We start from the raw sequence: 25,931 nt of genomic DNA on the forward strand, positions 1-25,931 counted from the left end.
GATGACCAGCGAAGAAACGGGCACCCACGGTGCCGTCCTGAAGGACACCCCGCCCGCCGACGAGCGTCCCCTGGTGGAACTGCGCGACGCGGGCAAGTCCTACGGCAACATCCGCGCCCTGCACGGCGTGAGCCTCGAAGTCCACCCCGGCAGGGTGACCTGCGTCCTCGGCGACAACGGCGCCGGCAAGTCCACCCTCATCAAGATCATCTCGGGACTGCACCAGCACACCGAGGGCGAGTTCCTCGTCGACGGCGAACCGGTGCGCTTCTCCACCCCGCGCGAGGCCCTCGACAAGGGCATCGCCACGGTCTACCAGGACCTCGCGGTCGTCCCGCTCATGCCGGTGTGGCGCAACTTCTTCCTCGGCTCCGAGATGACCAAGGGCCCCTGGCCCCTGCGCCGTCTCGACATCGAGACGATGAAGAGGACCGCGGACGAGGAACTGCGCAACATGGGCATCGTCCTGGACGACCTGGAGCAGCCCATCGGCACGCTCTCCGGCGGCCAGCGCCAGTGCGTCGCCATCGCCCGCGCCGTCTACTTCGGCGCCCGCGTCCTCATCCTGGACGAGCCGACCGCCGCCCTCGGCGTCAAGCAGTCCGGTGTGGTGCTGAAGTACATCGCCGCCGCCCGCGAGAAGGGCCTCGGCGTCATCTTCATCACCCACAACCCGCACCACGCCTACATGGTCGGCGACCACTTCAGCGTGCTGCGCCTCGGCACCATGGAACTGTCCTCCTCCCGCAGCGAGGTCAGCCTCGAAGAGCTGACCAACCACATGGCCGGCGGCACCGAACTGGCCTCGCTCAAGCACGAGTTGGCGCAGGTCCGCGGCGTCGACGTCGAAGGGCTCCCCGAAGAGGGGGACCTCACCGCTCCCGTAGCCACGTCCTCGGAAGGAAAGTCCTGACATGGCCCTCGCGCTCGACCGCATCCGGGTCGGCTCCGCCCCCGACTCCTGGGGCGTCTGGTTCCCCGACGACCCCCAGCAGGTGCCCTGGGAACGCTTCCTCGACGAGGTCGCCGAGGCCGGCTACTCCTGGATCGAACTCGGTCCCTACGGCTACCTGCCGACCGACCCGGCCCGGCTCACGGACGAGGTGACCAAGCGGAACCTGAAGGTCTCCGCCGGCACCATCTTCTGCGGACTGCACCGCGGCCCCTCCGAGTGGGACTCCACCTGGGAGCAGGTCAGCAACGTGGCCGCGCTCACCCAGGCCATGGACGCGGGGCACCTCGTCGTCATCCCGTCCTTCTGGCGCGACGACAAGACCGCGGAGATCCTGGAGGCGCCGGAGCTCACCACCGAGCAGTGGCGCAACCTCACCACGGGCATGGAGCGCCTCGGCCGCGAGGTGAAGGACAGGTACGGCCTGGACATCGTCGTCCACCCGCACGCCGACACCCACATCGACACCGAGGAGCACGTCGAGCGGTTCCTCGACTCGACCGACTCCGGCGCGGTCAACCTCTGCCTGGACACCGGGCACTACGCCTACTGCGGCGGTGACAGCGTCAAGCTGATCGAGACGTACGGCGAGCGCATCGGCTACCTCCACCTCAAGCAGGTCGACCCGGAGATCCTGGCGGACGTCGTCAAGAACGAGGTGCCGTTCGGCCCGGCCGTCGCGCGCGGTGTGATGTGCGAACCGCCGGCAGGAGTCCCCGAGCTGGGACCGGTCCTCACGGCCGCCCAGAAGCTGGGCGTGGACCTGTTCGCCATCGTCGAGCAGGACATGTACCCCTGTGAGCCGGACAAGCCGCTGCCGATCGCGGTGCGCACCCGCAAGTTCCTCAGGTCCTGCGGCGCCTGACGACCCGAAAGGACGGCCATGACGGAGCGTGCCCCTCTGGGAGTCGCGGTCATCGGTACCGGAAGGATGGGCGCCGACCATGTGCGCCGCATCCACGAAGTCACCAGCGGAGCACGGGTGGCGGCCGTCGTGGACGTCGACGCGGAGCGCGCGAAGGCCGTCGCCGCCCGTGTCGACGGCTGCACCGCCCACACCGACCCCGCTGCCGCGATGACGGCGCCCGACGTGGACGCCGTCCTGATCGCCTCCCCGGGCCCGGCCCACGAGGCCACCCTCCTCGCCGCCTTCGAGCACGATCTGCCCGTCCTGTGCGAGAAGCCGCTCACCCCCGACGCGGCGTCCGCGCTGCGCGTCCTCGAAGCCGAACAGCGACTCGGCCACCGCCGGGTCCAGGTCGGCTTCATGCGCCGCTACGACCCCGAGTACGCGAAGCTGAAGGCCCTGCTGACGACGGGTCAGCTCGGCCGTCCGCTCATGCTGCACAACCGGCACCGCAACGTCGCCAGCCCGCCCTTCTTCACCAGCCCGATGCTGATCACCGACTCCGTCTCCCACGAGGTGGACGCGACCCGCTGGCTGCTGGGCCACGAGATCACAGCCGTCACGGTGCTGCGCCCCACCCCGTCGGCCAGCGCCCCGGACACCTTGCAGGACCCCCAGTTCGTCGTCTTCGAGACCGACGGCGGCGCCCTCAGCGACGTCGAGGTCTTCGTCAACTGCGGCTTCGGCTACCAGGTCCAGGCCGAGGTGGTCTGCGAACACGGCACCGCCCGCATCGGCGACGGCCACGCCCTGGTCACCAACATGGCCGGCCGCTGGGGCGGCACCATCGCCCAGGACTGGACCGAACGCTTCGAGACGGCCTACGACCACGAGATCCAGAGCTGGATCGACGCCACCCGCCGTGGCGAGGTGACCGGCCCGAGCACCTGGGACGGCTACGCCGCGGCGGCGGTGTGCGAGGCGGGGGTGCGGGCGCTGCGGGACGGCGGCCGGGTCGAGGTCGAACTCGTGGACAAACCCGCGCTGTACGCGTGAAAAGGGCCCGGGGCCACGCCCCGGGCCCTTTTCCGTGCGCCGGTCAGATCCTGGTCCGGGCCGGGTCCATCAGGGAGCGTCCGGTGATCCGCGCCGCTCCCAGCACGCCGATGCGCAGGGGTTCCCGGCCCGTCTCGCTCAGGCCTGCCGTACCTCCTCGATCGTGACGGGACGGTGCTCGTGCAGGGAGAGGGTGCACGCGTCGGCGATCCAGCCCGCCTCCAGGGCGTCCTCGATCGTGCAGGGGGAGGGGCGGGTGCCGGCGACGACCTCGGTGAACGCGGTCAGTTCGGCGCGGTAGGCGTCGGTGAAGCGGTCCATGAAGAAGTCGTGCGGCGTGCCCGCCGGGAAGGTCACCCCGGGCTCGACCGAGCGCAGCGGCAGCTTGTCCTCCAGGCCGACGGCGATGGAGTCCTGGAAGCCGTGGATCTCCATGCGGACGTCGTAACCACGGGCGTTGTGACGGGAGTTGGACACGACCGCGAGGGTGCCGTCGTCGAGGGTGAGGATCGCGCCGGTGGTGTCGGCGTCACCGGCCTCCTTGATGAAATCGGCGCCCCGGTTGCCGCCGACGGCGTACACCTCCGTCACCTCGCGGCCGGTCACCCAGCGGATGATGTCGAAGTCGTGCACCGAGCAGTCGCGGAAGATGCCGCCGGAGGCGGCGATGTACGCGGCCGGTGGCGGCGCCGGGTCCAGCGTGGTCGAGCGGACCGTGTGCAGCGTGCCGAGCTCACCGCTCCGCACGGCCGCCCGGGCGTTGACGAACCCGGCGTCGAAACGGCGGTTGTAGCCGATCTGGATCGGCACGTCCCGGCCGGCGACGGCCTTGAGCACCTCCACACCCTCGGCCATGGTCCTGGCGACGGGCTTCTCGCAGAAGACGGGGACACCGGCCTCGACACCGGCCAGGATCAGCGCCGGGTGGGCGTCCGTGGCGGCCGCGATGACGATGCCGTCGACACCGGCGGCCAGCAGGGCCTCCGGCGAGTCCACGACATCGGCCCCGAACCGCTCGGCGGCGGCCTTGGCGGCGTCCGCGAACGGGTCGGTCAGGACGAGGGAGTCGACGGCGTCGAGTCCGGAGAGGGTCTCGGCGTGGAAGGCGCCGATGCGGCCGAGGCCGAGGATTCCGATACGCATGGGGTGGTGCTCCTAGAGGTAAACGGGGGGTGGGGCTGCGCCCTTGCTTTTGGGGGCGCGGGGCTGTTTTCGATGTGCGGCTCTGCCGCGTGGGCGCGATCAGCCACAACGGCGCCGCACACAACCGACGGCAGTGCGCGGCACATCCTCAGTCGAGTCCCCCCAACACGTTCTGGTCCCAGTCGATGACCGACCCGGTGACCACCCCGGACCGCTCCGACAGCAGGAACACAACAAAGTCGGCGATCTCGTCCGGCTGGCCGAGCTTGCCCATCGGCAGCTTCGCGGCGGCCTCCTCGCGCCAGTCGTCCCCCGCCCCGTGGAACGCCTTCTGCGTGGCGTCCTCGCCTTCCGTCGCGGTCCAGCCGATGTTCAGGCCGTTGATCCGGACCCGGTCCCACCGGTGTGCGTGCGCGGCGTTGCGGGTCAGGCCGATCAGCCCCGCCTTGGCGGCGACATAGGGCGCGAGGAACGGCTGCCCGCCGTGCGCCGACGACGTGATGATGTTGACGATCGTGCCGGGCGCCTCGCGCCCCACCATGTCCGCGACCGCCGCCTGCATCGCGAAGAACGGGCCCTTGAGGTTGATCCCGATGTGCTGGTCGAACAGCTCGGGCGTGGTGTCCAGCAGCGTTCCACGGGACGTCAGCCCGGCGGAGTTCACGAGGCAGTCGACCCGGCCGTACGTCTGGACGACCCGGGCCACGGCGTCCTTCGCCTGCTCGGCGTCCGACAGGTCGGCCCGGACGTACAGGGCCTTGCCGCCCGCGGCGGTCAGCTCCTCCACCAGCGCCTCGCCGGGCTCCGGGCGCCGCCCGGTGACGGCCACGACCGCCCCCTCGCGGACCGCGGCCCGCGCGATGGCCGCGCCGACCCCCTGACTGCCGCCGTTGACCAGGACGACCTTGTCGTCGAGAAGTCCCATCGAGTTCCTCAGCTCTCTCGCCGTTCGGCGCCGGACCGCAGCTCCGCTCGGAGCGCCTCCGGCGTCCATTCCTCGCGCAACGCGCGCCGCATCAGATCCGCCTGCGAGGGCGGGGCCAGGCCGTCGACCGGCGGATCGCTGTCGAGGTTGGTGGGGAAGGGGTAGCCCTCGGCGCTCGCCGCCACCACGTGCTCCAGCCAGCCCGGGTCGGCACCCTCGGCCTTCCGCTTGAGAAGGGCCGGGTACACCGCGTTGACCACCGCCTCCCGGTCCACCGTCTCCATGGCACGCCCGAACGCGGACGACACCTGCAGCAGGTTGGCCATGCGCCGGATGTCCGCCGAGCGGTTGGTTCCGGCCGCGTGGAAGAGGGCCGGGTTGAAGAACACGGCGTCGCCCTTGGCGAGGGGCAGCTGCACCTGGTGCGCGTCGAAGTACGCCCGGAACTCCGGCAGCCGCCAGGCGAGATAGCCCGGCTCGTACTTCTGCGAGTGCGGCAGGTACATCGTCGGCCCGGACTCCACGGGCATGTCGCAGTGCGCGACCGCCCCCTGGAGCGTCAGCACGGGGGAGAGGCGGTGCACCTGCGCCGGATAGGCGGCGGCGGCCTCGTTCGACAGGAAGCCCAGGTGGTAGTCGCGGTGCACGGTCTGCGCGGCACCGCCCGGGTTGACCACGTTGAGCTGGGAGGTCACCTGGTAGGCGGGGCCGAGCCAGGCGGTGGCCACCAGGGCCAGGATGTCGTTCGCGTAGTAGTCGGCGAACGCCTCCGGGTCGTGGAGGGCCGCCTTCTCCAGCGCGTTCCACACCCGGTCGTTCGCGCCGGGCTTGGCGAAGTGGTCACCGGCGGCCGCACCCGAGGCGCGCTGCTCGGCGATCAGTGCCTCGAACACGGCGGTGGCCCGGTCCACGACGTCCGGGTCGGGAAAGGCACCGCGGAAGACCACGATGCCGGGCCCGTCGGCGAGCGCCCGCACCAGCTCGGCCTGGACCACCCGGTCGCCTTCGAGCAGGCCGCAGTCGTAGACGAGCACGTTGCGCTCCACGGCGCGGGCGTGCGGATAGTCGGCGGGGTCGGTGGCCTGCTCGACCAGCGCGCGGAACGCGTCGAGATCGCAGTCCTGTTCGGACAGCCAGGCACGGTGGTGTACGGAAGTGAAGGACATCGTCGTCCCTTCGGGGTCACAGAGCGACGCAGCCCTGTCATTCTTGTCAGTACAAACCCCTCGAACAACCAGCAGCGAGCCATCAAAAACCCCTCAAGGAGCCGGCGTATGGGCCACCCGTTCCCGATCCGGGAGATCGCCCGTCAGGCGGGCCTGAGCGAGGCGACCGTCGACCGGGTGCTGAACGGCAGGGGAGGAGTGCGCGAGAGCACCGCCCGGGAGGTCCGCCAGGCCATCGCCGATCTCGACCGGCAGCGCACCCAGGTGCGGCTCGTCGGCCGCACGTTCATGGTCGACATCGTGATGCAGGCACCCGAGCGGTTCACCACGGCGATCCGCGCCGCCCTGGAGGCCGAGCTGCCCTCCCTGCGTCCGGCGGTGCTCCGCTCCCGCTTCCACTTCCGCGAGACCGGCCCGGCCGGGGAACTCGTACGGATACTGGACCGGATCGCCAGGCGCGGCTCGCAGGGCGTGATCCTCAAGGCCCCGGACGTCCCCGAGGTCACCGCCGCGGTCGGCCGGCTCGAAGCCGCCGGGGTCCCGGTCGTGACCCTGGTGACCGACCTGCCCGCCAGCGCCCGCCTCGCCTACGTCGGCATAGACGACCGGGCCGCGGGTGCGACGGCCGCGTACCTGATGGGCCAGTGGCTGGGGGAGCGCCCGGGTAACATCCTCACCAGCCTCAGCAGCGGCTTCTTCCGCAACGAGGAGGAGCGCGAGATGGGCTTCCGCAGCGCCATGCGCGCCCGGCACCCCGAGCGCACACTGGTCGAGATCGCCGAGGGGCAGGGGCTGGACGCCACCCAGTACGACCTCGTCCGGGCCGCTCTGGAACGCGACCCCGGCATCCGCGCGGTGTACTCGATCGGCGGCGGCAACATCGCCACGCTGCGCGCCTTCGACGACCTCGGCCGCGACTGCGCGGTGTTCGTCGCGCACGACCTCGACCACGACAACACCCGCCTGCTGCGCGAGCACCGGCTGTCCGCCGTGCTCCACCACGACCTGCGCCAGGACGTGCGCGAGGCCTGTCACACCGTGATGCGCGCCCACGACGCGCTGCCGCCTGCGGGGCCGACCCTGCCGTCGGCGATCCAGGTGGTGACGCCGTACAACATGCCCCCGCAGGCGGCCGTGTGATCCACGGGTGATGCCGGGCGTGGGGCCGGGAGGAGCCGCGTGCGGGCCCCTACCGTCGGGCGCATGTGGACCTCGCGCCCGGACGGCGGCCCCGAGCGGTTGGTGACCCTGGTCGACGGTGTGTTCGCCATCGCCATCACCCTGCTCGTCCTGGATCTCTCCGTGCCCCGGGAGCTCGACCCCGCCGCCTACCGCAGGGCCTTGGTCGAGCTGCTCCCGGACCTCGGGGCGTATGCGCTGAGCGTCGCTGTGCTGGGGAGTTTCTGGCGTGACCACCGGCGGATCTTCCAGGACGTCCGGCAGATCGACGGCCAGGTGATCGGCATCTCGATGGTCGGCCTCGGCGTCGCGGCCCTCGTGCCCTTCCCGACCCGGCTGCTCGCCGAGTACGGCACGCAGCCCGTGTCGGTGGCCGTCTACGCGGGTGCCGTCGCCGCGCTGGGCGCCTGCCACCTGGGGCTGGCCGCCCTGCTGGCCAAACGCCCCTGGCTGCGCCACGGCACGCCCTCCGAGGCGGCGACCGCCCTCTACCTCCTCGACAGCGCCGCGTCCGTGGTGGTCTTCCTCGCGACCGTCCCGCTGGCCATGGTCGCCGGCCCCAGGATCATGTGGATGTGGCTGGCCCTCGTGCCCGTGAAGGTCTACCTGGGCCGCAGGCTCACCGGCCCCGCCTGAGGGCGCGACTCATGCCCGCCCGGTGACCTCCGCCCAGTTCCCGCTCCGCGCCGACCGTGCCATCGCGTCCAGCGCGGCGGCGCTGTGCACGGCGTCCGTGAGCGTCGCTCCGTGCGGTGTGCCCTCGGCGACCGACCTGAGGAAGCGGTACGCCTCGATGACCTTCAGGTCGTCGTACCCCATGGCGTTCGCGGCACCGGGCTGGAACGCCGCGAACTCCCCGTGGCCCGGGCCGACATGGACCGTGGTGACGGACTGGTCCTGGTACGTCGTGCCGCGGCTGACGCCGAGCTCGTTCATGCGGCGGAAGTCCCAGAACACGGCGCCCTTGGTGCCGTGCACCTCGAAGCCGTAGTTGTTCTGCTCGCCGACCGAGACCCGGCAGGCCTCCAGGACGCCGCGCGCCCCGGAGGCGAAGCGCAGCAGACAGCTGACGTAGTCCTCGTTCTCGACGGGGCCGAGTTCGCCTCCGGCGGCGCGGCTGTGGCCCGCCGTGGCGCCGGTGGGGCGGGCCCGCTCCGGGAGGAAGATCGCCGTGTCGGCCGTCAGGGACGTGATGTCGCCGAGCAGATGGCGGGCCAGGTCCACGCCGTGCGACGCCAGGTCGCCGAGCACCCCGCTGCCGCCCCGCTCCCGCTCGTAGCGCCAGGTCAGCGCGCCCTCGGGGTGGGCCGCGTAGTCGCTGAGCAGCCGGACGCGGACATGGGTGACCGTGCCGATCTCCCCGGAGACGATCAGCTCGCGGGCCGCCTCGACGGCGGGCGCGTTGCGGTAGTTGAAGCCCACGGTGCCCTGCACACCGGCCTTGGCGACCGCGTCCGCGACCGCTCCGGCGTCCTCGGCGGTGAGACCCACCGGCTTCTCGATCCAGATGTGCTTGCCCGCCTCGGCCATGGCGACGCCGATCTCGCGGTGCAGGAAGTTCGGCGCGGTGATGCTGACCGCCCGCACCCGGGGGTCGGCGGCCACCTCGCGCCAGTCCCGCGTCGTCGAGGCGAAACCGAACTGCGCGGCGGCCTCCTCCGCCCGGCCCGGCACCTCCTCCGCGACCGTCACCAGCTCCGGGACGAGGGGCAGCCGCGGATAGTGGTGCCGCACACGCGCGTACGCCTGCGTGTGCACCCGCCCCATCCAGCCGAATCCGATGACGGCGACGCCGAGCGTGTCCACCATGAGAGCCCCTCTTTGGACCGTTCCAGAACCTGTCCAGGCCACCCTGAGCGGGGTTCGCCGACGCTGTCAACCCTTTGACAAGCCGTGCCGCCCCATGGAACGGTCCATCCCATGAGAGCGCCGACGATCCGGGACGTGGCCGAACGGGCCGGCGTCTCCAAGTCGCTGGTCTCCCTCGTGCTGCGTGGCTCCGACCAGGTGCGCCCCGAGAAGCGGGACGCCGTGCTCCGGGCCGCCCGGGAGCTCGGCTACCGGCCCAACGCCGCCGCCCGCAGCCTCAGTGAACAGCGCACCCGCACCGTCGGCGTCCTCCTGAACGACCTGCGCAACCCCTGGTTCGTGGACCTCCTCGACGGCCTGAACTCCCTGCTGCACGCAGGCGGCCTGCGCATGCTGCTGGCCGACGCCCGTCTCAACCGCCGCACCGGTCAGGACCCGGCCGATCCGCTGCTGGACCTGCGGGTCGACGGTCTGGTCGTGGTCGGCACGCTGCCCGACGCGGCGGCCCTCGGCCAGGTGGCCGAGCGCATCCCGGTCGTGCTGGCCGGCTCCCGCGAACCGGCCCCGCCGGGCGTCGACGTCGTGGCGGGCGACGACGAACGGGGCGCCCGGCTGGTCACCGAGCACCTGACCGGCCTCGGACACCGCCGTATCGCTCACATCGCGGGCTACGGAGCGGTGGGCGAGCTGCGCCGCCGGAGCTTCGAGGCGACGATGCGCCGGCACGGTCTCGCGGAGCAGGTCGTGGTCGAGCCGAGCGACATGACCGAGGAGGGCGGCTACCGCACCACCGTCCGGCTGCTCAGCCGCCCCGACCGGCCCACGGCCGTCTTCGCCGTCAACGACATCGCCGCCATCGGTGTGCTCTCGGCGGCCGAGGAGCTGGGGCTGCGCGTGCCGCGCGACCTGTCCGTCGTCGGCTACGACAACACGAGCATCGCCCGGCTGCGGCACGTATGGCTGACGACGGTCGACAACTCGAGCCATGAGGTCGGCCGTCGCGCGGCCCGCTGCCTCCTGGAACGCCTCAAGGGCGCCGGTGGAGCGGGCCGGGTCCAACTGGCCACGCCCAGCCTGGAGATCCGGGGATCCACGGCACCGGCGCCCTGATCGCGCACTCGCTCAGAGGTTGATCGCGTACGCCTTGCGCAGGGTCTCGTGCACCGTCCACGTCGTACGGTCGCCCTCGCGCAGGACGGCCATGTCGCCGGGCCCGACCTTGAGCGTCGGCCCGCCCTCGACCTCGATCGTCGCCGAGCCGCTGATCACGACGAACAGTTCGTCGGCCTCGGTGTCGGTGACCACGCCGGGCGTGATCTGCCAGACGCCCCGGACCTGACGGCCGTCCTCCGACTCCCAGACCACCTTCCCGGTCACCTCGGGCGTCCCGGAGACGATCTGCTCGGGCGCGAGGGGCTCGGGTTCGAGCTCGGCGTCGGGGATGTGGAGTACGAAGCTGTGCGTCATGCGGGCGACCCTAGCCCTGAGCGGCGGGGGAGCGACCTGGACACAGTGTGCGGTGTCGGCGGTGACCGGCGGACACTCCGTCGTCCCGGACGGCCGCGCCGCGGCCCCGGACGGCCGCCACCACCATCGGATGCCATGTCCGTCTCAACCCCTTTGCCCTGGTCGGGAGTTCCCGCCGATTGGCGTATTGTTTGCGGCATATGCCCGGGAGTTCAGATGCCCGGGGGCATGCGGCTGCGTGGGTGAAGGGGGAGCAGGACGTGGACGAGACGGGGAGACGACCAGCCCGGCGGGCCGGGCTGCCCGGAGGTGCCGTCACGGCACTCCTGGCCGTGGCGGCCTGCGCCGGCCACGCGACCAAGGCGGACCTCCCCTGGTGGGCCGTCCTCGCCGTCGCCGTCTCGGCGGTGGGTCTCGCCGGCTGGACCCGGCGCCCGGAGAGGCCGTCGGCACGGGCCGGGGGGCGGCTCCCCATGCGGTAGGGTTGACCTGCGCGATCACGCGGTTCACCCGCGCGATACGCAACGGGACGTGGCGCAGCTTGGTAGCGCACTTGACTGGGGGTCAAGGGGTCGCAGGTTCAAATCCTGTCGTCCCGACTCGTACGAGTCGCACATCAGGGCTGTTCTCGGAGGCCTCCGAGAACAGCCCTTCGGCATGTCCGTGTCCAGGTTCGACCGCGGCCGGGCCGGCCCCACCGTGACATGGGCCACCCGTGTGCATCTGCACCGTCTGTGTTTGCGTACGCGTCGGATGGAAAGTGGCTCTGTAGTCACCGGACGCGCAATCCGGTGGATGGTGACCGAAAGCCGGAAAGAGGAGGTCCGATGTCCTCGAAGCGACGTCGTAAGAAGAAGGCCCGCCGCAAGAACGGCGCGAACCACGGCAGCCGTCCGCAGTCCTGACAGGGCCCTGCGGGCGCGCCGACGCAAACGGGTGAGTGGCAGCCGCCACTCACCCGTTTGCGTTCGCGGGCTCATGCGATACCGGCGCTGTCCCGGCGGCCTGTCGATGATCCGGCAGGTGCCCCCTGCCGCCGCAGCTCGCTCCCCGGCCTGCGGGAGCCGGTGGTCCCGGCAACATGGCGTGGTCGAGGACGTCACCCACCCCCATGGGCGACGTCCTCGACCGCTCCCCCGGTGCCGGACTGTGGTTCAGGTGTCCGCGCGGCGGCTGGGTGCCGTCACCAGCACATCACCGCCGTCTCGCCGCTGCCCCATGCGGAGTAGAGGCGTACGCGGACGACGTAGCGGCGGCCCTTGACGAGCCGGGCGCCGATCGTGGCGTTCTGCTCGGTTCCCCCGTCGTCCCGGCCGGCGACGTAGCGGGGCCGGCCGTCCCGCTCCTCGAAGAGCACTACGACGGCATCGCAGTCGCCGAAGGTGCCCAGCGCGTACGTGCGGGTCTCCGGCGGGTCGATCACGAAGTCCGCCTGTTCGCCCGGGGCGAGTGCGAGCGGCGCCGAGCGGAACGGCACCAGCGCGGGCGAGCCCTGCGGATGCGCCGGCGGATACCAGCGCAGCACCGACTCCTTGTCGGCGGCCGACAGGGTGCCGGGCGGCTCGAGGCCCCCGCGATACTGCTCCGGCTCCAGGATCAGCCCCGGCGCGAACGGGAACTCCATGATCGACTGCGGGTCCCAGAAGGAGCCGTTGGCCTCGTCCGGGCCGAGCTTGCGCAGGATGTTGTAGTGGGTCTGCTCCCGGCTCCAGTGGTGGGGCGGGCCCGCCAGTTCGGCGTAGACGGCCTCGTCGTCCCAGTGGATGCCGGCGAACGGGCTCTGGTGCTCGTGCAGCATGCCGAGCGCGTGCCCGATCTGGTGCAGGGCCGTCGCGCGCTCCCCGGGCGCGGTCAGGTCCCAGCCGAAGTTCATGGTGCGTTCCTGCCGCCCGGCGAGCAGCGCGTCCCGGCCCACCGACGACCAGGAGCCGTCGCCGGCCTGGAACCCGATGCGCAGTTCGGCCTCCGAACGGTCGTCGACCTCGGTGAAGGCGATCCCGATGCCGAGGTCCTGCCACTCCCGGAAGCACGACCGCACCACGTCGCGCTGCTCCTCGGCACCGGCCCACGACACCCGCCGCGTCATCCCCCTCCCCGGCACGGGGATGACGGACGCGTCGGTGTCACCGTCGAAGAACCAGTAGTGCAGAACGGTGCCGTTGACCCACTTCCGCCGCCCGGCCGCGAGCGCGCTCAGCCGCTCGGCCGCCGGCCCCGGTGCGAGGGCGGGCGCCGGCGCCTGAGCCAGCGAGCAGTAGCGTGCGGTCATGGGCCACAGCCTGCCCTGCGGCCCGCCCCGGGCACCTGAGTCGGGGGCTACTCAAGTCGCCCTGTATCAAAGGTGAGTAGCCGCGCTCATGTCTGTGTGATGACTTACGAGAGGGACGCGACGACGCTGGAGCTGCCCTGGCCGTTCGCCGGGCGAGAGGACGAACTGGAGCTCGTCCGGCGGTCGTTGACCGGCGCACGGCGCGGCATCGTGGTGACGGGTCCTGCGGGCTGCGGCAAGACCCGGCTGGCCGCCGAGGCGGTCCGCGGCACCGACTGCGCGCGGGCGGCCGGTGCGCCCGAGAGCCGGGCCGTCCCCTTCGCGGCGTTCGCCCATCTGCTGCCGGAGTCGGTCACGTTGCACCGCGCCGTCCGCCTGCTGTCCGGTGTCCGCACACTGCTGGTGGACGACGCGCACCTGCTCGACGACGCCTCCGCCGCCCTCGTCCACCAACTCGCCGTGCACGGGCGGACCCGGCTGCTGGTCGTCGCCACGGACGGCACCCCGGTGCCCGGCGCGATCTCCCGGCTGTGGACCGGCGAACTCCTGCCGCAGCTCGCGCTGGACCCGCTGTCCGACGAGGAGACCGGCCGGCTGCTCACCGCCGGTGCCGGCCCGCTCGACGCGCTCACCATGAACCGGCTGCGCCGCCTGAGCCGGGGCGACCTGCGGCTGCTGCGCGACCTGCTGGGGGCGGTGCGCGGGCTGCTGACCCCCGTCCCGGACACCGATGAGCGGGCCTGGCGGGGCCCGGTCCCGCTGACCACGGCCGTCCGTGAACGCGCCGCCCCGGCCCTCGGCCGGACCTGCCCGCTCGAACGCGAGACCCTGGACCGCCTCGCCTTCGCCGAGCCCCTGCCCCCGCACCTGGACGACCTGGATCTCGGCGCCCTCGAAGTGCTGGAGTCCGACGGCCTGATCGAGGTCGACGACCACGCTGCCGTCCGTCTCGCCCACCCCCTGTACGGGCCGGTGCTCCGGGCCGCGGCGGGCCGGCTGCGGGCCCGCCGCATGGCCCGGGCGGCTGATGTGTACACCGCCGCCCTCGACGCCGAGTCGGCCGCCCTGGACCGCCGGATCTCCCGGGCCGACGTACGGGAGGTGGCCACGCCGGTGGGGGAGTGGCTGGTCGCCGAGGGCGGTGCGCTGCCGGGCGGGTACGCGGCCGTGCGCGCCAGGTTCTCGTGGCTGCGCGGGGAGGTGCGGGAGGCTGCGGCCTGGGCGCGGGAAGGCCTGCGGAGCGAGCCGGGCGACGCGTCCTGCCGGGCCGAACTCGACCGCGCGTCGGCGGCGGTGGACAGCCCGGGCGACCTGGACCCGAACCTGGAGGATCTCACCGACCCCTACGACGCCGTGCGCCTCGGCGCCCCCGAGAAGGTCATCGACCGGCTCGACGGAGTCTTCGCCCGCCATGCCGACGCGCTCACCCGCGCCGACGGCCCGGACCTGGACGAGGTGGCCGGGGAACTGGAGCGGCGGGGCTTCCTGCTGTTCGCCGCCGAGGCGTACGCCCAGGCCGTGGGCGTCCACCGCGACCCGCGCGCCGCCCGGCACTCCCGCACCCGGGCCGTCGCCCTGGCCCGGCGCTGCCAGGGCGCCCGCACGCCCGCGCTGTCCGGGCTGGTCCTCGGCGAACTCACCGCCCGGCAGCGGCAGATCGTCACCCTGGCCGCGACCGGCCTCACCAACCGGCAGATCGCCGAGCGCCTCACGCTGTCCGTCCGCACCGTCGGGAACCACCTGTACAGCGCCTACGCCCGCCTCGGCGCGAGCGACCGCGGCGCCCTGCCGTGCCTGCACCGCACACCGGAGGCGCAACCGGCCTGAGGAGGCTCAGGACCGGCGGCCTGAGCCGCCCCGGAGACGGGCGGCCTGAGCCGCCCCAGGACCGGCGGCCTGACCCGAACAGGGGACGGGTCAGGCCGCCACACGGGGGGCGTGAACAGCGGGAACGGGGCGGGCCGCCGCCGTGGTATGGGAGCGCAGTCGGGCCCCCGAAGGGTCTGGACGGGGCCGAGTACGGGACCCGGGTCAGCCCCCCGACGGGTCCGGACGGGGGCCCGACCCCGAACGAGACCCGGGGCAGGCCGCCCTGAGTACGGGAACCGGGTCAGGCCCGCGACGGGCCTGGACGGGGGCCGGCCCCCGAACGAGACCCGGGGCAGGCCGCCCTGAGTACCGGAACCGGGTCAGGCCCCCGACGGGTCGGGCCCGGGCGAGGCTCTCGAACAAGACCCAGGGCAGGCCGCCCCGAGCACTGCACCCGGGTCAGCCCCCGACAGGTCGGGCCGACGCCGCCCCCCACCACAACCCGCCTCAAGCCGCCCCGAACGCCGAGAACGCCCAACCTGTCGCCTGGTGGAGCGTGTCGCCCGGGAGGGCGGCTCGGGCGTCGCGCAGGGCCTCCGCCAGGGACAGGCCGGCGTCGAGGCCCTTGTGCAGCGCGAGCATCAGCGGCACCACCGCGGCGTCGTTCACGGGCGCGCTGCACGCCACCACCCCGGCCGTGCCGAGCGGCAGCAACGCCGTGACCAGGCCCAGCAGTTCGTCGGCGCCGACGGAGGCGAGGCGGGCGGTGTCGCAGCAGGACAGGATGATCCGGTACGGGCTGCGGTCCAGCCGTTCGAAGTCGTGCACGACGATCGGCCCGTCGGCCATCCGCAGGGACGAGAACAGCGGACTGTCCGCGCGGAACGTGCCGTGCGCGGCGATGTGCGCCAGTGCCGCCCCGTCCAGCTCCTCCAGTACCCGCGGCACCCGCGCCTCGTCCCCCTCCAGGACCGTCGCACAGCCGTACCGGCCGGCCAGCTCGGGCACCTCGGCCCCGCCGGTCGCCAGGCCCGGGCCGCGCACCAGCACATGGCAGCCCTCCGGCGGCGGCGCGGTCTCCCGGGCCCGCAGCCAACTGCCCGCCGACGGCGACACGCTGAGCACCCGTTCCCGCAGCGACGGCAGCAGCGCCCACGGCACCCGGTGCAGCCGCCCCGGCGGCACGATCACCACCGGACCCCCGCCCAACTGCGCCGCGGCCGGGCCGAGGAGCAGCTCCTCCAGCCGCCGCCCCGCCGCCTCCACCACCGGAAGCCGGGCCTCCGCCCCCGGGTGGGCCAGCCGCCGCAGCCCCGCCTGCACGTGCTCGGCCTCGGTCTCGGCCTCGGCGAGCAGCCCGGCCTCGAACCTGCGCACCCGCCCCCGCCCGCACAGCAGGACCTGCACCCGCCCGCCGAGGACGGCCAGCTCCACCAGCAGGACCTCGTCACCCAGCCGCTCCAGCAGCCGGCGGACGTCGAACCGGTCGCCGTCCCCGGGCGCCTCGCCCCTCATGTGCAGCGTGCGGGAGCGGATCTCGCGCTCCAGACGCCGCTGTTCGCGCTCCAGCGCCGGAACCGGCCGGCCCTCCATCCGCGCGGCCTCCGCACGCGAGGCGATCTCCCGGAAGGCCGTCATGCCGCTGAGCAGCTCCGGGTCGGCGGGCGGCCGGGTCGGCGGTGTGGACAGCACGGTCGCCCGCCAGCGCTCGCTCCACACCAGCAGCCGCCGAGGCCCGCCGGAGACCAGACTGGCCCGCTGCGCCAAGGCGGCCAGCTCCGCGCCCTGTTCGGTGGCACGGGCCCGCAACTCGGAGGCGCCCAGCGTCATCCGGTGGTCGTCGAGGACGTCCAGGCCCCGCCGGCAGGCCTCCAGCACGCCCCGGGCCGACCCGGCGGCCTGCGCCCGCAGCGCCTGCGCCGCCCAGCCCGTCATCCGCGCCAGGGGCGGACCACTGCGCCGGCTGCGCGCGGCCACGGCCAAGTGCCGCTCCGCGTCCGCCGTCCAGCCCAGGTCCAGCGCGATCCGGCCCGCGAGCAGCGAGGCCTCCGGCGCGGCCGGGGAGCCGAAGGACGCCAGCCTCCCGGCCACCGCGGCGGCGTCGGCGACCAGCCGCCCCGAGCCGCGCCCGGCCGCGTGCCGGGCCTCGATCAGCACCAGCCGGGCGTGCGTCTCCCACCAGGTGCGCCGCTGCCCGGCGAACAGCCGTACCGCGAGGGCCGCGCGGGCGATCGCCGTGTGCGGATCGCCCGCCGGCCGGGCGGCCCGCGCGGCGGCCAGCAGCAGTTCCGCCTTGCGGGTGGACTGCCCGCCGATCCCGTCCAGCTTGCCGATCGCCGTGTCCGCCTCGGCCAGCGCCTCCGGTGCCAGACCCGCCGCCATCAGCACCTCGCAGCGCCGGATGTTCAGCATGAACGTCGGCGTGCCGAGCCGGGCGTACCGCTCCTCCGCCTCGTCCAGCAGCCGCAGCGCCGCCGGTACGTCCCCCGACCGGAACGCGGCCAGGCCCCGGCTCTCCACCGCGTCGGCCTTGTCGTGCTCCTGGCCGGTGGTGTCCCACAGTGCCTCGGCCGCCGTGAAGTCCGCCTCCGCCCGCTCCACCGCGCCCAGCGCCAGATGCACGGTGGCCCGCAGGGTCAGCGCCCGCGCCGTCCAGATCACGTCGTCCGCCTGCCGCAGCACCGGCACCGCCCGGCGCACGTCCTCCAGCGCCTCCCGATGGTGACCGAGCACCCACCACACATACGCCCGCCGGTACAGCACCCGGGCCCTGGTGTGCCCCGCGCCCCGCGCGACACCCCGCTCGAAGGCCGCCAGGCCCTCCCGGGTGCGGCCCGCGTGCACCAGTGCCACGCCCAGCGTGGCCAGGACGTCCGCCTCGCGGTCGGCCGAGTCGGCGCGCGCCGCGTACTCCCGGGCCCGCCGCAGGTGGTGCAGCGCGAGCCGCATGTCGCCGAAGTCCCGCTGCCAGATGCCGATCACCTGGTGAGCGACCGAGGCGTCCAGCGGGGCGGGGTCGGCGTCGAGCAGCGCCCGGGCCCTCGCGAGCGCCTCGCCCGGGTCGGCGAACACCATCGGCAGCAGTTCCGTCACCGAGTCGCTTCCCGCTGTCACTTCTCGGATGGTAGTGGTCCCGGAGCGCACCACACAGGTTTCGAGCTGTATCAAAGGGCGACGAGGCGGCTCATGTTGACGACCGCTCAGCGGAACCGGCCGACGCCGTCGCACCAACGGGAGGACCCGCATGGCACCTCAGCGATTCCACGAGCAGTTCGACCACATCCAGCGCTCGATGCCGGACGTCCCCCTGGCGATGGGCCCGGACGACTCGGCGGAGTTCATGTACGAGAAGGGTGTGGTCCTCGTCCGCGACGGCGAGGAGGCGCGGATCGTCGAGGACACGGTACGGGCGCACTTCACGGCCGCCCCCGACCTCGACCAGGAGCAGATCCGCCGCGCGGGCCCGCAGACCAACCGCAGTGGCATCACCCGCATCCGCGTCGGTGACCCCGGCGAGGGCGCCCGGGACAGCGACCGGGCCGTCGCCCATGCCCTGCGCTCCGTACGGGAGCAGGAGTCCCGGGCCGGGCGCCGGATGGTCGCCCGCAACCACGTGGTGCACATCGCGGTCAACGCCTGTCCCGGCGACGAACCGGTCCCCGTCCCGCTCAGCGAGCCCCCCAACCCGGCCGCCGCCGCCACGCCCCACGACCCGGACACCGCCGTCGGCGTCCTCGTCGTCGACACCGGCCTCATGCACGACCACCGCTCCTGCGGCCTGCTGGCCCACACCGGCGGCGACGCCCAGGTGCGGGAGTGCGACGACCAGGGGATCCTCCAGCAGTACGTCGGCCACGGCACGTTCATCGCCGGGCTCGTCGCCGCCGTCGCGCCCAACACCGACATCACCGTCCGCGGCACCCTCAACGACGCCGGCGCCGTCCTGGAGTCGGAGTTCGGCGAGAAGCTCTTCGAGGCCGTCGACGCCGGAGGCTGGCCCGACGTCCTCAGCCTCTCCGCCGGCACCTCCAACGGCCGCAGCGACGGTCTGCTCGGCGTCGAGAACTTCATGCGGGAACTGCGCGAGCAGCGCACCCTGCTGGTCGCCGCCGCCGGCAACAACGCCAGCGCCGCGCCGTTCTGGCCCGCCGCCTACGCCGATCTGCCCGGCTGGGAGGACTCCGTGCTGTCGGTCGGCGCCCTGCGCAGCGACGGCGAGTTCGGCGCCTGCTTCACCAACCACGGCCCCTGGGTGAAGGTCTACGCCCCCGGGGAGCGCCTCACCAGCGCCCTCACCGGCTTCGACTCGCCCGTCCCGTACGTGTACCAGCACTCCACGTACGACGCCTGCCGCTACGGCTTCTCCTACGGCTGCACCTGCCAGCACCCCCGCCACAGCGGCGTGCTGAGCGACGAGGGCAACGCCGCCAAGCCGGACCAGGTGATGTTCGAGGGCTACGCGCAGTGGAGCGGCACCTCCTTCGCCACCCCCGTGACGGCCGGCCTGGTCGCCGCCCACATGACGGCGCACAAGGAGACCGACCCGCGCACGGCCCGGCGCCAACTACTCGCCTCCGAGGTGGAGTTCGCGGAGGTGCGCGGCGCGCACGTCCCGGCGCTGCGTCCGCCCACCTGGCGCCCGGTCCCCGTCGTGCGCCTCGGCCCCGGGCTGTGAGGACCGGAGCCGCCCCCTCCACGGCGTACGATGACGTGCCGTATTCGAGGGGTGGGGCTGCCGTGGACCGTACTGATGCCGGAGCGCTCGTCCAGGCGGCCGCCGAGGGTGACGCGGGGGCCTGGAAGGCGCTCGTGGAGGGGCTGAGCCCGCTGGTGTGGTCCGTCGTCCGGGCCCACCGGCTCTCCGACGCCGACGCCCACGAGGTGTACCAGACCGCCTGGTTCCGCTTCGCCCAGCACCTGGGCCGGATCCGTGAGCCGGGCAAGGCGGGCGCGTGGCTGGCCAGCACGGCCCGCAACGAGTGTCTCAAGGTCATCAGGAACTCCCAGCGGCTGACCCTGACGGACGATCCGCGGCTGCTGGACCGGGTCAGCGAGGACGGCACCCCGGAACAGTCGCTGCTCGACTCGGAGGAGGCCGCCGCGCAGAGCGAACGCGTACGGCGGCTGTGGCAGGAGTTCGAGGAACTGGGCGAGCGGTGCAGGCAGTTGCTGCGCGTGCTGATGGCCACGCCGCCGCCCAGCTACCAGGACGTGTCCGCCGCGCTGGGAATCGCGGTGGGCAGCATCGGGCCACTGCGCCAGCGCTGTCTGCGGCGCCTGCGGGCCCGGCTCGAGGCGCGGGGGGCGATGTGAGCGACATGGACGACGGCGACATGAACCACGGCGACGTAAACCATGGCGACGTAGACCACGGCGACACGTACGAGGGCGGCATGAACGGGGATCCGGGCGACGGCCCGGACGCCGACGGCCTGTCGGGCGAAGAGGACTGGACCGGCGAGGAGTTCGACGCGGGGTTGCTGGAGGAGGAGCTGCGGCAGGCCGCCGCCGTCCTCGACCCGGTGCCGGCGGAGCTCCAGCAGCTCGCGGTCGACGCCTACGCGCTGCACGACCTGGACGCGCGTGTGGCCGAGCTGACCTTCGACTCGCTGGTCGACGCCCTCCCGGTCCGGGGCGTCACCGACGTGCCCCGGATGCTGACCTTCCGGGCGGGCGAGGTGACCGTCGACGTCGAGGTGACCGCACGGGGGCTGATGGGGCAGGTGCTGCCGCCCCAGCCGGCCCGGATCGAGGTCCTCGGCGGACCGCGTCCCGGCTCCCCGCTCACGGCCGACGACCTGGGCCGCTTCACCGGCGACGTGCCCCTGTCCGGCCCGTTCGCCCTCCGGTTGCGGACAGGCGAGGACGTGGTGGTCACGGAGTGGCTTCGGGCCTAGCCACCGGGCCGGGGGGAGCCACCGGGCCGGGGTGTGGAACCGGGCCGGGGTCCGGCCATCAGGCCGGGCCCCGGATCACCGGCCGGACGGCTCAGCGGGGGACACGGCGTCGACCAGCCCGGCCAGTGCTCCGCCGAGCCGCTCCAGGCCGGGCCCGGCGGGGCCGCCAGGCTCGGTCATGTAGGTGTCCCGGCGGATCTCGACCATGAGCGCGCTCACCTCGGGCCGCTTCCCGTAGAACTCCAGGGGGACGTAGGTCCCGCTGAACGGCGTGTCGAGCTCCGTCTCCCCGAAGCTCTCCCCGAACGCCTCCCGGGCCGCGTCCAGCAGTGCGGGCGGCGTGTGGAAGGAGTCGGTGCCGAGACAGACCGCCGGGCGGGGCCCCTCCCCGTGCAGCTCGTAGGGCAGCCTCCGGCTCGGGTAGGAGTGCACGTCGATGATCACGGCCCGCCCGGTGGCTTCCAGCCGGTCCGCCACCGCCTCGGTCATCGCCCGCGCGTAGGGCAGGAAGTACCGCTGGACGAGCGGCCCGGCCTCGACGCCCTCGGAGCGCAGCGCGTCACCGTGCGTGGTCCGCGTGTACACCGCCCCCATGCCGACGGCGAGCATCTCCTCACGCTCGTCCGGGAACCGCTCCGGGTCGACGACCAGGCGCGACAGCCGGTTGACGAACCGCCACGGCGTGACGCCGGCCAGCCCGGCCGCGACCTCGGCGATCCGGTCCGTGTGCGCGTCCGTGATGTGGTCCAGCTCCCGTGCCAGTTCCCCGTCGCCGAGCGCGATGCCCGCGCGCACGCTCCGCGGTATCTCCCGCGCGGCGTGCGGCACATGGAGGATCACCGGGGAATGCCCGGCCCCGGGCAGCAGCTCGAAGGGCGGCGGGGCGTCGGTCACGAGGCGGCTCCAGGGGGGTTGTCAGTGGTGTCCGGCAGGATCAAGGTGCCACATCGACCGACCATCCAGGCCGAGGACGCCATGCCGATCAGCAACCAGCAGGTGAGCACCCACCCGTTCCTCCGGGGGCTGTACGACGACGGCTACTACCCGGACCACGTGGTGGACCGCGGCCGCGCGATCCTGCTCGCCCTGTGCGAGCGCATCGAGCGGGAGCGCCCCGCCGGCCTCGCCGCGCTGTACGCGCTGACACAGGCGGCCACGGAGGAGTTCAACGACCTGGAGGCCGCGTTCGAGGCGGCCGGCAGTGAGATCGAGACGGTGGCCCGGGAGGAGATAGCCGGGGAGTTCGGCTTCGTCGCGCGCGCGTACGGCTTCCCGGAGGCGGACGTGGAGGAGCTGATCGCCACGCGGGAGTGGTGAGGGCCGGGGGAGGGGCGCACACGGCTCCGCCCCGGCCGGGCGCTGTGCCGGCCGGGGCGGAGTCAGTGGGCCGAAGCGGCCCGGGGCGTCAGCTCAGGGACGCCAGGGCCTCGTTCCACGTGGTGGACGGGCGCATGACCTGCGCGGCCTTCGCCGGGTCGGGCTGGTAGTAGCCGCCGATGTCGACCGGCTTGCCCTGGACGGCGATCAGCTCGTCGACGATCTTCTGCTCGTTGGCCGTGAGCGTCTCGGCGAGCGGGGCGAAGGCCTTCGCCAGGTCCGCGTCGTCGGTCTGCCCGGCCAGCTCCTGCGCCCAGTACAGGGACAGGTAGAAGTGGCTGCCGCGGTTGTCGATGCCGCCGACGCGCCGGGTGGGGGACTTGTCCTCGTTGAGGAAGGTCGCCGTGGCGCGGTCGAGGGTGTCGGCCAGGACCTGGGCGCGGGCGTTGCCCTCCACCTTCGCGAGCTGCTCGAAGGACGGCACCAGGGCGAAGAACTCACCCAGGGAGTCCCAGCGCAGGTAGTTCTCCTTGACCAGCTGCTGCACGTGCTTCGGCGCCGAGCCGCCCGCACCCGTCTCGAACAGGCCGCCGCCCGCCATCAGCGGGACGACCGACAGCATCTTGGCGCTGGTGCCCAGCTCCAGGATCGGGAACAGGTCGGTCAGGTAGTCGCGCAGCACGTTGCCCGTGACCGAGATCGTGTTCTCGCCGCGGCGGATGCGCTCCACCGACAGCTTCGTCGCCTCGACCGGGTTGAGGATCCGGATGTCCAGGCCCTCGGTGTCGTGCTCGGCGAGGTAGGTGTTGACCTTGGCGATCAGGTTGGCGTCGTGCGCGCGGGTCTCGTCCAGCCAGAACACCGCCGGGTCGCCGGTGGCGCGGGCGCGGGTGACGGCCAGCTTCACCCAGTCCTTGATCGGCGCGTCCTTGGTCTGGCAGGCGCGGAAGATGTCACCGGCCGAGACCGTCTGCTCGAGGAGGGCGGTGCCGTTGGCGTCGACCAGGCGCACCGTGCCCGTGGTGGCGATCTCGAAGGTCTTGTCGTGGCTGCCGTACTCCTCGGCCTTCTGCGCCATGAGGCCGACGTTCGGCACCGAGCCCATGGTCGACGGGTCGAAGGCGCCGTTGGCCCGGCAGTCCTCGATCACGGCCTGGTAGACGCCCGCGTAGGAGGAGTCCGGGATGACCGCGAGGGCGTCGTGCTCCTGCCCGTCCGGGCCCCACATGTGGCCGGAGGTGCGGATCATGGCCGGCATGGAGGCGTCGATGATGACGTCGGAGGGCACGTGCAGGTTGGTGATGCCCTTGTCGGAGTCGACCATCGCCAGCTCCGGGCCCTCGGCGAGCTCGGCGTCGAAGGAGGCCTTGATCTCGGCGCCCTCCGGCAGGGAGTCCAGGCCCTTCCAGATGCCGCCCAGACCGTCGTTCGGGGTGAGGCCGGCCGCGGCGAGCTTGTCGCCGTACTGCGCGAACGTCTTCGGGAAGAAGGCGCGCACCACGTGGCCGAAGACGATCGGGTCGGAGACCTTCATCATCGTGGCCTTCAGGTGCACCGAGAACAGCACGCCCTGGGCCTTGGCCTCGGCGACCTGCGCGGTCAGGAACTCGCGCAGCGCGGCGACGCGCATCACGGAGGCGTCGACGACCTCACCGGCGAGCACGGGTACCGACTCGCGCAGCACCGTGGTGGTGCCGTCGTCGCCGACCAGCTCGATGCGCAGCGCGCCGTCCTCGGCGATCACGACGGACTTCTCGGTGGAGCGGAAGTCGTTCTGGCCCATGGTCGCCACGTTGGTCTTGGACTCGGGGGTCCAGGCGCCCATGCGGTGCGGGTGGGACTTGGCGTAGTTCTTGACCGAGGCCGGGGCGCGCCGGTCGGAGTTGCCCTCACGCAGGACCGGGTTCACCGCCGAGCCCTTGACCTTGTCGTAGCGGGCGCGGATCTCGCGCTCCTCGTCGGTCTTCGGGTCGTCCGGGTAGTCCGGCAGCGCGTAGCCCTGCTCCTGCAGCTCGGCGACGGCGGCCTTGAGCTGCGGGATGGACGCCGAGATGTTCGGCAGCTTGATGATGTTGGCGGCGGGCGTCTTGGCCAGCTCACCGAGCTCCGCGAGGGCGTCCGGGATGCGCTGGTCCTCGGTCAGGTACTCCGGGAACACGGCGATGATGCGTCCGGCCAGCGAGATGTCGCGGGTCTCCACGGCGACACCCGCCTGCGACGCGTACGCCCGGACCACCGGCAGGAAGGAATACGTCGCCAGGGCGGGGGCCTCGTCAGTGTGCGTATAGATGATGGTCGAGTCAGTCACCGGGTGCTCCGCTCCACGTCTGCAACATTGCTCGACATCAAGATATCTCGTGGCCGACCTCGTCTCGACAGGGGTCCGCGACCAGTTTCGTGCAACCGATCGCCCCGCTCCCGTGTCTGGGAGAGAGATCACTCACTCCAAGCCACGGCCGGACCTGACCACCCGGCCGTCCGAGCGAAAGCGGACCATGAGATATCGCACCAGAGTGACGGCCCCCGCGGTTGCCCTTCTCGGCACGGCGGCGGCGCTGACCACGGGGATCCCGGCCCAGGCGGCCGGCCGGACCGGCGCCACGCCGGGCGCCGAGACCCTCGGCGACCCCGTCTACCCCTCCCTCGGCAATGACGGATACCGCGTCTCGGCCTACCACCTCGACCTCGCCTACGACGCCACGACCAGGCTCGTCGAGGCCACCGCGACGCTGACCGTCCGCACCACCCAGGCCCTGAGCCGCCTCTCCCTGGACGCGCGCGGCCTGGACATACGCTCCGTCCGGGTCGACGGCCGCGCGGCCGCCTTCGAGCAGGTGGCCGAGAAGCTGCGCATCACCCCCGCCCGTCCCCTCGCGGCGAAGGCCCGGGCCACGGTGTGCGTGGCCTACGGCGCCGACCCGCGCCGGACCCCGCCGCCCGCCGGCGGCTGGGTGGCCACCCCGGACGGGTTCGCGGTGTGCTGCCAGCCCGACCTGGCACACACCGTCTTCCCCTGCAACGACCACCCCTCCGACAAGGCCGACTTCACCTTCCGCCTCACCGTGCCTACCGGGCTGCGGGGCGTCGCCAGCGGCCGGCTCCAGCGCACCGAGCAGCTGTCCGGCGGCCGGACCGCGTACACGTACCGCTCCCGCTCGCCGATCGCCACCGAGGTGGTGCAGATCACCGTCGGCGACTATGTGATCAAGGACCGGCAGGGCCCGCACGGGCTGCCGCTGCGGGATGTCGTCCCCGTCGCCCGGGCCACCGCGCTGGAGCCGGCCCTGGCGCTCACCCCGGCGCTGGTGTCGTGGGTCGAGCAGCGGCTCGGCGCGTACCCCTTCGAGACGTACGGCCTGCTGCCCTGCAACAACGACGCCTCGGACGCCTTCGACTTCACGGGCCTGGAGACCCAGACCCTCACGATCTACAAGCCGAACTACCTCCTCCAGGAGGAGAGCAAGATCGGCTCGCACATGATGCACGAGCTGGTCCACTCCTACTTCGGCAACAGCGTCACCCCCGCCACCTGGGCCGACCTGTGGCTGAACGAGGGCCACGCCGACTTCTACGGCCTGCTGTACCGCTACGAGCGCGGCTGGGCCGATTCGCTGGGCATGACCACGCTGGAAGCCCGTATGAAGCACACCTACGCCCAGGGCGACCAGTGGCGCCGCGACTCCGGGCCGGTGGCGGCGCCCAGCGCGGCCAACCTGTTCGACAGCCAGCGCTATCTGGGCGGCGTGCTCGTGCTGTACGCGCTGCGGCAGCAGGTCGGCGAGGAGGCCTTCACGGCCCTGGAGCGCGCGTTCCTGGAGCGCCACCGCGACTCCACCGCCTCGACGCAGGACTTCATCGCCGTCGCCTCGGAGGTCTCCGGCCAGGACCTCGGCGGTTTCCTGCGGGACTGGCTGTACGGCACGAAGACGCCGCGGATGCCGGGGCACGCGGACTGGACCGTGACGCCGGTCAAGGCGTCCCTGTCGGCGCCGCGCGACCGCAGGGACGGCCACCACCACGACAACTCCGCGACGCTGTAACGAACCGGGGGCGCCTCGGCCGGGCCCGCGTGCCTCGGCCGAGGTGCCCCTCGGA

Annotated in this window: 23 protein-coding genes and 1 tRNA gene; 15 read left to right on the plus strand and 9 right to left on the minus strand. The window is 72.9% G+C overall.

Annotation, left to right across the window (positions count from 1 at the left end):
• Window position 1: 1 nt before the first annotated feature.
• The 3 genes from IGS69_RS30555 to IGS69_RS30565 are packed head-to-tail and all read left to right on the plus strand — an operon-like array spanning window position 2 to window position 2,855.
• Window positions 2-913 carry an ATP-binding cassette domain-containing protein gene (locus IGS69_RS30555; RefSeq protein WP_190903692.1) on the plus strand — a complete coding sequence of 304 codons (912 nt, stop codon included), beginning with the start codon at window positions 2-4 and terminating at the stop codon, window positions 911-913.
• A 1-nt stretch (window position 914) separates the two neighbouring features.
• Window positions 915-1,817 carry a sugar phosphate isomerase/epimerase family protein gene (locus IGS69_RS30560; RefSeq protein ID WP_190903693.1) on the plus strand — a complete coding sequence of 301 codons (903 nt, stop codon included), beginning with the start codon at window positions 915-917 and terminating at the stop codon, window positions 1,815-1,817.
• A gap of 18 nt (window positions 1,818-1,835) precedes the next feature.
• The gene (locus IGS69_RS30565; protein WP_190903694.1) at window positions 1,836-2,855 is read left to right on the plus strand and encodes a Gfo/Idh/MocA family protein; all 1,020 of its coding nucleotides are present in this window, start codon (window positions 1,836-1,838) and stop codon (window positions 2,853-2,855) included.
• A gap of 138 nt (window positions 2,856-2,993) precedes the next feature.
• Here the strand turns inward: IGS69_RS30565 and IGS69_RS30570 are convergent, their stop codons facing one another.
• The 3 genes from IGS69_RS30570 to IGS69_RS30580 all read right to left on the minus strand — a co-directional run bounded on the left by IGS69_RS30570 (window position 2,994) and on the right by IGS69_RS30580 (window position 6,089).
• On the minus strand, window positions 2,994-3,998 hold the full coding sequence (locus IGS69_RS30570) for a Gfo/Idh/MocA family protein (RefSeq protein ID WP_190903695.1): 1,005 nt from the start codon (window positions 3,996-3,998) through the stop codon (window positions 2,994-2,996).
• A 148-nt stretch (window positions 3,999-4,146) separates the two neighbouring features.
• On the minus strand, window positions 4,147-4,923 hold the full coding sequence (locus IGS69_RS30575; RefSeq protein ID WP_190903696.1) for an SDR family oxidoreductase: 777 nt from the start codon (window positions 4,921-4,923) through the stop codon (window positions 4,147-4,149).
• Between the two features lie 8 nt (window positions 4,924-4,931).
• Window positions 4,932-6,089, minus strand: a complete 1,158-nt coding sequence (locus IGS69_RS30580) for a phytanoyl-CoA dioxygenase family protein (RefSeq protein ID WP_190903697.1) — start codon at window positions 6,087-6,089, stop codon at window positions 4,932-4,934.
• Window positions 6,090-6,197: 108 nt separating this feature from the next.
• On the opposite strand from IGS69_RS30580, the gene IGS69_RS30585 reads away from it, so the two are divergent.
• Window positions 6,198-7,229 carry a LacI family DNA-binding transcriptional regulator gene (locus IGS69_RS30585; protein ID WP_190903698.1) on the plus strand — a complete coding sequence of 344 codons (1,032 nt, stop codon included), beginning with the start codon at window positions 6,198-6,200 and terminating at the stop codon, window positions 7,227-7,229.
• 63 nt (window positions 7,230-7,292) lie between these two features.
• Window positions 7,293-7,904, plus strand: coding sequence for a TMEM175 family protein (locus tag IGS69_RS30590; protein ID WP_190903699.1), 612 nt, complete (start codon window positions 7,293-7,295; stop codon window positions 7,902-7,904).
• 9 nt (window positions 7,905-7,913) lie between these two features.
• Here the strand turns inward: IGS69_RS30590 and IGS69_RS30595 are convergent, their stop codons facing one another.
• Entirely contained in the window at window positions 7,914-9,077 is a 1,164-nt protein-coding gene (locus IGS69_RS30595) for a Gfo/Idh/MocA family protein (protein WP_190903700.1), read from the minus strand.
• A gap of 111 nt (window positions 9,078-9,188) precedes the next feature.
• Here IGS69_RS30595 and IGS69_RS30600 point away from each other — a divergent pair, with 111 nt between their 5' ends.
• Window positions 9,189-10,187 (plus strand): LacI family DNA-binding transcriptional regulator, encoded by a 999-nt coding sequence (locus tag IGS69_RS30600; protein WP_190903701.1) that lies wholly within the window; start codon window positions 9,189-9,191, stop codon window positions 10,185-10,187.
• 12 nt (window positions 10,188-10,199) lie between these two features.
• Here IGS69_RS30600 and IGS69_RS30605 read toward each other — a convergent pair whose 3' ends face one another.
• Window positions 10,200-10,544, minus strand: coding sequence for a cupin domain-containing protein (locus IGS69_RS30605; RefSeq protein WP_190903702.1), 345 nt, complete (start codon window positions 10,542-10,544; stop codon window positions 10,200-10,202).
• Between the two features lie 260 nt (window positions 10,545-10,804).
• Between IGS69_RS30605 and IGS69_RS30610 the strand changes: the two genes are divergently transcribed.
• The 3 genes from IGS69_RS30610 (at window position 10,805) to IGS69_RS35270 (ending at window position 11,449) form a co-directional block, all read left to right on the plus strand.
• Window positions 10,805-11,026, plus strand: a complete 222-nt coding sequence (locus tag IGS69_RS30610; protein WP_190903703.1) for a hypothetical protein — start codon at window positions 10,805-10,807, stop codon at window positions 11,024-11,026.
• Window positions 11,027-11,069: 43 nt separating this feature from the next.
• Window positions 11,070-11,143, plus strand: a tRNA-Pro gene (locus IGS69_RS30615).
• 228 nt (window positions 11,144-11,371) lie between these two features.
• Window positions 11,372-11,449, plus strand: a complete 78-nt coding sequence (locus IGS69_RS35270; protein WP_370443954.1) for a 50S ribosomal protein bL37 — start codon at window positions 11,372-11,374, stop codon at window positions 11,447-11,449.
• Between the two features lie 278 nt (window positions 11,450-11,727).
• On the opposite strand, the gene absR1 is transcribed toward IGS69_RS35270, so the two are convergent.
• Window positions 11,728-12,813: a beta-glucuronidase AbsR1 gene (gene absR1, locus IGS69_RS30620; protein ID WP_190903704.1), complete on the minus strand. Its 1,086-nt coding sequence runs from the start codon at window positions 12,811-12,813 to the stop codon at window positions 11,728-11,730.
• Between the two features lie 99 nt (window positions 12,814-12,912).
• Between absR1 and IGS69_RS30625 the strand changes: the two genes are divergently transcribed.
• On the plus strand, window positions 12,913-14,640 hold the full coding sequence (locus tag IGS69_RS30625) for a LuxR family transcriptional regulator AbsR2 (RefSeq protein ID WP_190903705.1): 1,728 nt from the start codon (window positions 12,913-12,915) through the stop codon (window positions 14,638-14,640).
• A 489-nt stretch (window positions 14,641-15,129) separates the two neighbouring features.
• Here IGS69_RS30625 and IGS69_RS30630 read toward each other — a convergent pair whose 3' ends face one another.
• Entirely contained in the window at window positions 15,130-17,697 is a 2,568-nt protein-coding gene (locus IGS69_RS30630) for a CHAT domain-containing protein (protein ID WP_190904710.1), read from the minus strand.
• Between the two features lie 169 nt (window positions 17,698-17,866).
• Between IGS69_RS30630 and IGS69_RS30635 the strand changes: the two genes are divergently transcribed.
• The 3 genes from IGS69_RS30635 (at window position 17,867) to IGS69_RS30645 (ending at window position 20,519) form a co-directional block, all read left to right on the plus strand.
• The gene (locus IGS69_RS30635) at window positions 17,867-19,297 is read left to right on the plus strand and encodes a S8/S53 family peptidase (RefSeq protein WP_190903706.1); all 1,431 of its coding nucleotides are present in this window, start codon (window positions 17,867-17,869) and stop codon (window positions 19,295-19,297) included.
• A 62-nt stretch (window positions 19,298-19,359) separates the two neighbouring features.
• Window positions 19,360-19,935, plus strand: coding sequence for an RNA polymerase sigma factor (locus IGS69_RS30640; protein WP_190903707.1), 576 nt, complete (start codon window positions 19,360-19,362; stop codon window positions 19,933-19,935).
• An 80-nt stretch (window positions 19,936-20,015) separates the two neighbouring features.
• Entirely contained in the window at window positions 20,016-20,519 is a 504-nt protein-coding gene (locus IGS69_RS30645; RefSeq protein WP_232543815.1) for a hypothetical protein, read from the plus strand.
• Window positions 20,520-20,594: 75 nt separating this feature from the next.
• Here the strand turns inward: IGS69_RS30645 and IGS69_RS30650 are convergent, their stop codons facing one another.
• Complete coding sequence (locus IGS69_RS30650; protein ID WP_190903708.1) at window positions 20,595-21,413, minus strand: N-formylglutamate amidohydrolase; 819 nt, start codon at window positions 21,411-21,413, stop codon at window positions 20,595-20,597.
• Between the two features lie 81 nt (window positions 21,414-21,494).
• On the opposite strand from IGS69_RS30650, the gene IGS69_RS30655 reads away from it, so the two are divergent.
• Window positions 21,495-21,836: a DUF5713 family protein gene (locus tag IGS69_RS30655; protein ID WP_190904712.1), complete on the plus strand. Its 342-nt coding sequence runs from the start codon at window positions 21,495-21,497 to the stop codon at window positions 21,834-21,836.
• A gap of 88 nt (window positions 21,837-21,924) precedes the next feature.
• On the opposite strand, the gene IGS69_RS30660 is transcribed toward IGS69_RS30655, so the two are convergent.
• Window positions 21,925-24,144, minus strand: a complete 2,220-nt coding sequence (locus tag IGS69_RS30660; RefSeq protein ID WP_190903709.1) for an NADP-dependent isocitrate dehydrogenase — start codon at window positions 24,142-24,144, stop codon at window positions 21,925-21,927.
• A gap of 187 nt (window positions 24,145-24,331) precedes the next feature.
• Between IGS69_RS30660 and IGS69_RS30665 the strand changes: the two genes are divergently transcribed.
• Window positions 24,332-25,876, plus strand: a complete 1,545-nt coding sequence (locus tag IGS69_RS30665; protein ID WP_190903710.1) for a M1 family metallopeptidase — start codon at window positions 24,332-24,334, stop codon at window positions 25,874-25,876.
• The last annotated feature ends 55 nt before the right edge of the window (window positions 25,877-25,931 follow it).

The organism is Streptomyces tuirus, assembly GCF_014701095.1.
GTDB lineage: Bacteria > Actinomycetota > Actinomycetes > Streptomycetales > Streptomycetaceae > Streptomyces > Streptomyces tuirus.